The sequence below is a fragment of the Pseudoalteromonas sp. S1727 genome (genome assembly GCF_005886375.1).
In the GTDB taxonomy this organism is placed as follows: Bacteria; Pseudomonadota; Gammaproteobacteria; order Enterobacterales; family Alteromonadaceae; genus Pseudoalteromonas; species Pseudoalteromonas haloplanktis.
On record NZ_PNDT01000010.1, the window covers coordinates 145676 to 153501 of the forward strand.

Consider the following 7826-nt stretch of genomic DNA (forward strand, 5'->3'; position numbering starts at 1 on the left):
CGTGTCCTCTCAATAAAGTTAAACAATACGCAGCAATTGAGTATGACGTTCGTCAATTTCTTCAGCTGTTTTCATTAACTTAACTTGTAATTCAAATTGGCGTTGATGGCTTATCATATCCACCATCTCGTGTACCGGATTTACGTTTGACATCTCTAAGGTGCCACTCATTACTTTTACGTCAGTAGCAATATCGCAAAATCCACATATATCATCTACGAGTAGTTCTGGTTTAGGTCTAAACAGACCGTCATTGCCTTTTTCAAGCTCAGAGTTGTTTGCCTTGATCACTTTTAAACGATCAACGACCTCTAAAAAATTAGCAGGTGCGCCCTGTGGGCGAATTTGAATGGAACCATCTTCACTAAATTCAACTTTTTCAATTGGCAGTGGCAAAATGATTGGCCCACCCTCGCCAATAACTTGGCGCCCGTGACTTGTCATCAACGCCCCATCAGGACTGATATTGAGTGTGCCGACTTTTGTATAGGCTTCATTGCCAGCTGCATCTTGTACGGTAAGCCACCCTTTATCACTCATAGCAATATCTAAGTCGCGACCAGTTTCAATAATACCGCCAGAGGTCATATTAGAGCCGGGACGTTCTTGCATGGAAAACACCCGCGTAGGCAGGCCTTCACCAAACGCTTGCATTGAACGCGCTTGTGCGAAGTCAGCTTTAAAGCCTGTGGTATTGGCATTAGCTAAGTTATTTGCTTTAAGCGCAAGGCCCCGCAAACTTTGCTTAGCCCCAGACGCTGCAATGTAGACCATCTTGTCCATATCATCGACTCACGTTGAAAAATCTATAACGAGATAAATGCAAGATAAGTGCCACAATAAATTGACATAGCGTTCAGTGTCATTGCATACACAACGACTAACCAACGTATTGAAATAAAAAAGGCTGCTAATGAGTAGCAGCCTAGGTGTCGGATTATAAAAAGTAGCGCCGAGATTATCGGATCTGCAAGATATTCTGTTGGAGTGTTGAGTTTACTTCCAATGCTCGAGAATTGGCTTGGAAGTTACGTTGTGCACTGATCAAATCAACTAACTCGTTTGTTAAGTTTACATTTGATTGCTCAAGTGCAGACGAGTTAATTGAGCCTAATGTACCTGAACCTGGCTCTCCAGCAATAGGCTCACCTGAGGTTAAACTTTTTTTCCAACCTGTATCACCCGCTTGTTGTAAACCTTGCGAGTTTGAAAAGCGTACCATCGCTACTTGACCTAAGAATGACGTATCACCATTGCTGTAAGATGCAACAATTTTACCATCTGTACCAATATCAATACCTGCTAAACGTCCTACTGTTGCGCCATCCTGATCTAAGGCTTTAACTTCAAAGCGACTTGCATATTGAGTAGGTACCTTATTTGCAGTGCCCGCTTCATCGCGCCAGTTAATATTTATATCTTCAGGGAAACTCGCGCCGTTTGATAATAAATCTGAAAGGCCAGTTGCGGCACCCGCACCACCTGGGATAGCTAATGGATTAAATGTAGTTCCAGTATTCGCAGTCCCATCAGTTGCTTGTGGTAGACCACTTGAATCAAATTGAAACGTTGAAATAGGAGTGTAAGGAGCGGCTGTTTCTTCAACACCAGCTGGGCTAAATGGCTTTTCATCTAACGTTGCATAGGTTTGCCATTCATTATCATTACCTGTCACTGCCGAATCAGTTTTTACAAAGAAAAACTGTAATACATGCGGTTCGCCCAATGAGTCGTAAACCGTTGTTGAAGTCGAGCTGTTATATGACGCGCTCACTTCAGGATCAAACGTTGTTACTGAAGGACTGCTTGCTCGTGAATCTAGATTGAACGACGAGTAAACATTCGTGGTAGCACGTGGCGAGCCTGATGAGTCAGGGATTTGTAATGCTGAAGAAGTACTTAAACTAACCGATGTTGTATCACCTGTCGCTTCATCAACGGGAAAGCCCTGTAGGTAGTTACCTTTAGCATCAACAATAAAGTTATCTTTATTTAACTTAAATGCACCAGCACGTGTATAAGTAAAATCTTGTGCACCTAAATCCTGGCTCATTGCAAAGTAACCTTCACCCGTGATCGCTAAATCAAGTGAATTTTGCGTAAATTTTAGTGACCCTTGATGGAACTGCTGCGCAACCATAGTTGTTTGTACACCATCACCATTTTTAGTTTTACCTGAGCTAAACACCGATGACGCATAGACATCCGCAAACTCCGCTCTCGACTCTTTAAAACCTGTGGTATTTACGTTGGCGATGTTATTAGCTGTAACATCTAAATCTTTTTGTGCGGCAGCTATGCCTGTTAACGCAATATTGAAGCTCATAATTCACCTCTAACTCTGTCAATGTTTAGCCTAAGGCTAACGAATAATTAAATTTTTTACGCGATTTCTGCAACGTCAGTTAGCCTAACCGCACCTTCTTTGGTGTTAATAATAATGCCATTGGCACCGTTAATATTGACACTTTCGATATTCTTAAAAGTAGCAATAGGCAGGCTGGTATATTCGCCATTTAGCTGCCCTTCAGCCTTAATTTTATATTCACCAGGTGGTAAACGTTCCTCGTTATCATTCATGCCATCCCATTCAAAACGGATCGCACCGGCAGATTGTGCACCTAAATCAATACTGCGTACCAATTGCCCTGACGAATCTTCAATTCGTAAAAACAGGTTCTCAACAGGTTCTTGAGCAACCACTGTGCCTTTAGCTGTGCCTGACTCGTTAAGGTCTAAGCTATCTGATTCAAGTAACGCTTGCTTACCGACTAACGTAGATGCTTGTAATGCTGAATTGGAGGTCATCGATGCTGCTAATGATTGAAAGTTACTATTGAGGTTAGAAATACCTTCCGCCATAGTAAAGTTAGTCATTTGTGCAATCATCTGATCGTTGTCTGCAGGTTTGCTGGGATCCTGAAACGACAACTGCTGCGTTAACAACGAGAAGAAATCTTCTTGTGTTAGTGCATCACTTTTCTCTTCACTTGAGACTTGATTATCTTGCCACTTAAGTGAATCTAAATAAGTTGACGATGCGGTGCTGATATCGTTACTCATAATCTTTCCTCAATTACCGCTGCCCAAGCAACAGTGTTTTACTTAACATTTGCTTCGCTGCATCAGCAACTTGCACATTGGTTTGATAAGAGCGAGAGGCGGAAATCATATTAGCCATTTCTTCAACGACATTAACGTTAGGTTTATAGATATAACCGTTTTCATCCGCACTTGGGTGATTTGGGTTATATTCAATTTGCAGCGGTTTATCACTCTCTACAATACCTAGTACTTTAACGCCAACAGACGACCCCTGATTATTATTACCTGTTGATTCTGATGCTTTCATCAGTTCAGCAGCAAACACAGGGTGACGCGCTCGGTATGTTTTGTCTTGGCTTGAGCTAATGGTATTCGCATTCGAAATATTACTTGCGGTTGTATTCAAGCGCACATTTTGTGCACTCATACCAGTACCTGAAATATCAAAAACGTTATATAAACTCATGCTTATGCTCCTTGACTACCGAGGGCTTTTTTAAGGCCTTTAATTTTACTACTCATAAATTGCAGGCTTGCCTGATACTCTAATGAGTTCTTTGTATACAAGTTTCGTTCCACTTGTATATCAACCGAGTTGCCATCACCTGTATCTGTTTGATTTGGCGAGCGAAACATTTCACTATTACCAACATAACGACTGCCACCGGCAATGTGATTTGCATCCGTAGTGACCATGCTATTGCCGCCTTGTTGGTGGCTTTTTGCCGCTTTTAACGCTGAGGCAAAATCGATGTCTTTCGCTTTATAGCCCGGCGTATCAGCATTAGCGATATTGGTTGCTAATAACTCTGCACGTTGCGAACGGATCAACATTGCATGAGGATGAACCCCAAATGCTTTATCAAAACTGATAGCCATAACCATCTCCAAAAAATTGACTTAGGATGATTAATGCAAAAGATGAGCCAACTGAATTAGAATTTCACGAAGTGTTTAATGATTTGATTTAAAAAGAAAAACGATGTGGTAACACATCGTTTATAAGATTATTAACTCAGTTTTACTAGTAAAACGGTTGGAAATTTAGCATTTAATTTATGTCATGCGAAGGCATTATTTCTTTTGGTAAATAATGCCAGGATTACACCGCACCATATCAAACTCATCGCTTAAACCCGACATAGATTCAGAGGCACCTAAAAACAAATACCCTTTAGGGTTCAGTGCTTGGGAAAATTGAGCAATAATTTTCGCTTTCACTTCTGGCGAAAAGTAAATGAGCACATTACGGCAGAAAATAATATCGAACTTGCCCATCAGTGCATATGAATCTAATAAATTAAGATGCCGAAAACTAACCAACTTCTTAATCGACTCATTCACTTGCGCCATGCCATTACCACTGTCTTTAAAAAACTTTTTCCTGCGTTCTACCGACAACCCTCGGGCCAGAGCAAGTGAATCATACTCCGCATGTTTACACATATCCAGCATAGTGTTAGAAATATCAGTGCCGATAATTTGCGCACCCATTTTTAACACACCAGGCTGTTTAGCCTGAAACTCTGCAACAGACATAGCAATAGAGTATGGCTCTTGGCCCGACGAACTTGCCGCGGACCAAATTTTTAGCGGCCGACGTAATTCTTTATGTTCAGGGAATAATTTGCTTTGTAAAAGCTCAAACGGATATTGGTCCCGAAACCATAATGTTTCATTAGTCGTCATAGCATCAACAACGGCGGCACGTAACTGCCGCTCATGTGGACTCAACGTTTTACTCACTAATTGTGATAAAGATGCGACATTAAAACGCACCATTAATGGTGCAAGTCTGCTTTTCACTAAATAAAGCTTATTATCACCTAACACAATGCCACATTGTTGTTCTAAAAAAGAACGAAACTGATCGTACTCACTTTGCTCTAAATGCTTATTTTCCAAAGTTACACCGCCTTTTCAGATTAGTCACAATGAACCCATTTTTTCACTGCTGTAGCTAATTCATCCGGGTTGAACTTAGCAATAAAGTCATCAGCGCCTACTTTCTCAATCATTGCCTGATTAAATACACCACTGAGCGATGTATGTAAAATCACATGCAGTGGAGCTAATTTAGGATCTGCTTTAATTTCTGCTGTTAAGGTATAACCGTCCATTTCAGGCATTTCAACATCGGAGATCAACAACCCTACTCGTTCGGTGATATTGTTTTTACAGTCTAGCTCGGCAATCTCTCGTAATCTTATTAACGCTTCTTTGCCATTTTTGGCAAGCTCTGTTTGTACGCCTAGTGGCTCAAGCGCGCGTTTGACTTGATTACGCGCAACCGCTGAATCATCGGCAATAAATACAATACGCTCACCTAAATCTTTTTGAATTTCACCATCATTAGCTATCTCAGCACTGACTTCAGTATTTACTGGACAAATTTCATTGAGGATTTTTTCAACATCGAGAATTTCGACCAGTTCATTTTCAATTTCAGTTACTGCTGTTAAATATGAATATCGACCAGCCCCTGATGGTGGCGGCATTATTTTTTCCCAATTCATATTAACGATTCGCTCAACACCACCGACTAAAAAGCCTTGTACAGAACGGTTATATTCAGCAATGATGATAAAACTATCTTTAATATTTTCGATCGCTGGGCCACCTACGGCCATCGATAAATCGATGACAGAAATAGTCTGTCCACGAATATGCGCGACGCCTCTTATATAGGGGTTTGATTTTGGCATGTTTGTTAAAGGAGGGCATTGCAGTACTTCTCTCACTTTAAACACATTAATACCAAAGCGCTGCCGCCCTCTGAGCTTGAATAATAATAATTCAAGGCGGTTTTGCCCAACCAACTGAGTACGTTGATTAACTGAGTCTAAAATGCCTGCCATTTCAATCTCCTAAAGAAAGCTAATAATAACGGAACAATAATTGCTTTCTTTCTGTAAAGCTACATAACTACACGGGAGCGTCTATTTATTGACGCTAAATATTTATACCCTGTTTTCAACCATAAGCATAGTCGAAACATTATGAGTTTGTTAAAAAAAAGCCGAAGATACAGTGTTTTTTATTTTCTTGCTAGCCTATGCCTAGTTACACCACTGACTGCGCAAACTTACAGTAAAGAGCAACTGCAAGAACTCGCTGTATCTTATATATACGATCAACTTGATCCCGCTACCGCCGATGATAAACAACTTAATGCATTAAGTTTAGACAGTCGCATTCCTGATCGCAGTTGCGAAAGTGCACCTTCTTATACTATTCCAACCGAGCCTCCTTTTAGTCGGCAGATCACCGTACAAATTAAGTGCAATGATTTAAATGGTTGGAGTCAATATGTGCACGTACGCATGATTGAGCTTTCACCCGTTGTCGTCGCGAGTGAAAACCTAAGTCGCGGTGAAGTCATTGAAGCTCACCATTTAAGCTTGATCATGAAGCCAAAACATTTTGTTCGCGCCCAGTACTTACAAGACGAAGAACTATTAATTGGTAGTCGTAGTAAACGTAATATTCGCAGCGGTTATCCCGTTGCTTTAAATCAAATTTGTATGGTGTGCAAAGGAGATAATGTGACTATTTTTGCTGTAATTCGTGGGTTAAAAATAAAAACTTCCGGTTTAGCCCTAGAAGATGGTACTTTAGGTGAGCAAGTTAAAGTAAAAAATGCAAAATCAGGAAAAGTTTTAAATGCCCGTGTTGACGGTGTTGAGTCAGTGCAAGTAATTATCTAAACTTTTACTTTTATGCTAAAGTTTCTGATGTGTGTGCCGATAACTAGGCATAAGTTGGGTAACGTATAGGTTAAAATCATGGTAAGCCAAGTAAATAAAGGTCAGCAACAGGCTAATGTGTTGACCAATGCCAAACAGCAGAAAGTTGATTTACAAAACAATAATGCAAATACTGCACAAGCAAATGCGCCTAAAGCAGCTGCTGATTCAGTAAGTTTGACGCCGCAAGCTCAGCAATTAAAATCATTACAAGATAAGGCGCAACAGTCTTCTGGTTTTGATAGTAATAAAGTTGCTGAACTTAAAAAGGCTATTAGTGAAGGTAAATATCAGATTGATGCTGAAAAGTTAGCCAAAAATATCGCTGCGTTTGAGTTTGATGTGTATGGCTGATCACAATCGTTTAATTTGCTCTAAACTTGTTATGCAATTAAATTGCTTAACATCACTTGCTGATATCTTGGATGATGAGTTAACCGCGATAGCCTCTCGTCGTGGTGAAGGCTTAAAAGATATTGCTAAGCAAAAACTGACCTTTTTAAGTAAAGTTCAAACGTTAGATAAAGAGCTCAAAGCATTACTTGCTAATAATGAAAGTGAGTCTGAAGAAGTATCAGACCTAATTGGTGATGTGCGCAAACTATTAGAATCATGTAAAAAGAAGAATGATGTCAATGCGCATGCAGCACATCAGGCACAATTAACGGTAAAACAGTTAAAAGATATTTTAATTGGTGTGCCAACTTCAACAACCTATGATCAAGGTGGTAGTGTTGTACATGGTAGCAGCAAAATAGTTCATAACTTAAAAGCTTAGCGCTGGCGCTTAAAAATATACTTTGCTCTCTTACTTTCCTAATTCTGATACTTTTTCCATATCTAGATGTATACCCAATAACCACTGCTATGCTAATGAGTTGTGCTTATACCAATCGTGTTAAGTTACTGACCATTTATAGCGACAGATAAATGGCGTGATAACAAGGCATAAATTTTGACATGTAGTTGTTCTACATGAAAAATTTATAACGCAGTTAGCGCTTTATTTAGCACGCTAGAATGTTTAAATATTTA

The 7826-nt window shown here is 40.0% G+C and carries 10 protein-coding genes; 3 read left to right on the forward strand and 7 right to left on the reverse strand.

Annotation, left to right across the window (positions count from 1 at the left end):
- Positions 1-18 precede the first annotated feature (18 nt).
- From CWB85_RS03375 to CWB85_RS03405, 7 genes are all read right to left on the reverse strand, one after another.
- Positions 19-783 (reverse strand): flagellar basal body rod protein FlgF, encoded by a 765-nt coding sequence (locus tag CWB85_RS03375; protein WP_138554097.1) that lies wholly within the window; start codon positions 781-783, stop codon positions 19-21.
- 175 nt (positions 784-958) lie between these two features.
- Positions 959-2326, reverse strand: coding sequence for a flagellar hook protein FlgE (flgE, locus tag CWB85_RS03380; protein ID WP_016710629.1), 1368 nt, complete (start codon positions 2324-2326; stop codon positions 959-961).
- 56 nt (positions 2327-2382) lie between these two features.
- Entirely contained in the window at positions 2383-3063 is a 681-nt protein-coding gene (locus CWB85_RS03385) for a flagellar hook assembly protein FlgD (RefSeq protein ID WP_016710628.1), read from the reverse strand.
- Between the two features lie 13 nt (positions 3064-3076).
- Entirely contained in the window at positions 3077-3511 is a 435-nt protein-coding gene (flgC, locus tag CWB85_RS03390) for a flagellar basal body rod protein FlgC (protein WP_016710627.1), read from the reverse strand.
- A 2-nt stretch (positions 3512-3513) separates the two neighbouring features.
- Entirely contained in the window at positions 3514-3924 is a 411-nt protein-coding gene (gene flgB / locus CWB85_RS03395; RefSeq protein ID WP_016710626.1) for a flagellar basal body rod protein FlgB, read from the reverse strand.
- 195 nt (positions 3925-4119) lie between these two features.
- A complete protein-coding gene (locus tag CWB85_RS03400) occupies positions 4120-4950 on the reverse strand; it encodes a CheR family methyltransferase (protein ID WP_016710625.1) in 831 nt (276 codons plus the stop codon).
- A gap of 20 nt (positions 4951-4970) precedes the next feature.
- Complete coding sequence (locus CWB85_RS03405; RefSeq protein WP_016710624.1) at positions 4971-5903, reverse strand: chemotaxis protein CheV; 933 nt, start codon at positions 5901-5903, stop codon at positions 4971-4973.
- A gap of 141 nt (positions 5904-6044) precedes the next feature.
- On the opposite strand from CWB85_RS03405, the gene flgA reads away from it, so the two are divergent.
- The 3 genes from flgA to flgN all read left to right on the forward strand — a co-directional run bounded on the left by flgA (position 6045) and on the right by flgN (position 7569).
- Positions 6045-6752, forward strand: a complete 708-nt coding sequence (gene flgA / locus CWB85_RS03410) for a flagellar basal body P-ring formation chaperone FlgA (protein ID WP_138554098.1) — start codon at positions 6045-6047, stop codon at positions 6750-6752.
- A gap of 78 nt (positions 6753-6830) precedes the next feature.
- The gene (gene flgM, locus CWB85_RS03415; RefSeq protein WP_016710622.1) at positions 6831-7145 is read left to right on the forward strand and encodes a flagellar biosynthesis anti-sigma factor FlgM; all 315 of its coding nucleotides are present in this window, start codon (positions 6831-6833) and stop codon (positions 7143-7145) included.
- The gene (gene flgN, locus CWB85_RS03420) at positions 7138-7569 is read left to right on the forward strand and encodes a flagellar protein FlgN (RefSeq protein ID WP_016710621.1); all 432 of its coding nucleotides are present in this window, start codon (positions 7138-7140) and stop codon (positions 7567-7569) included. Before flgM ends, flgN begins: the two co-directional genes overlap by 8 nt.
- Positions 7570-7826 lie beyond the last annotated feature (257 nt).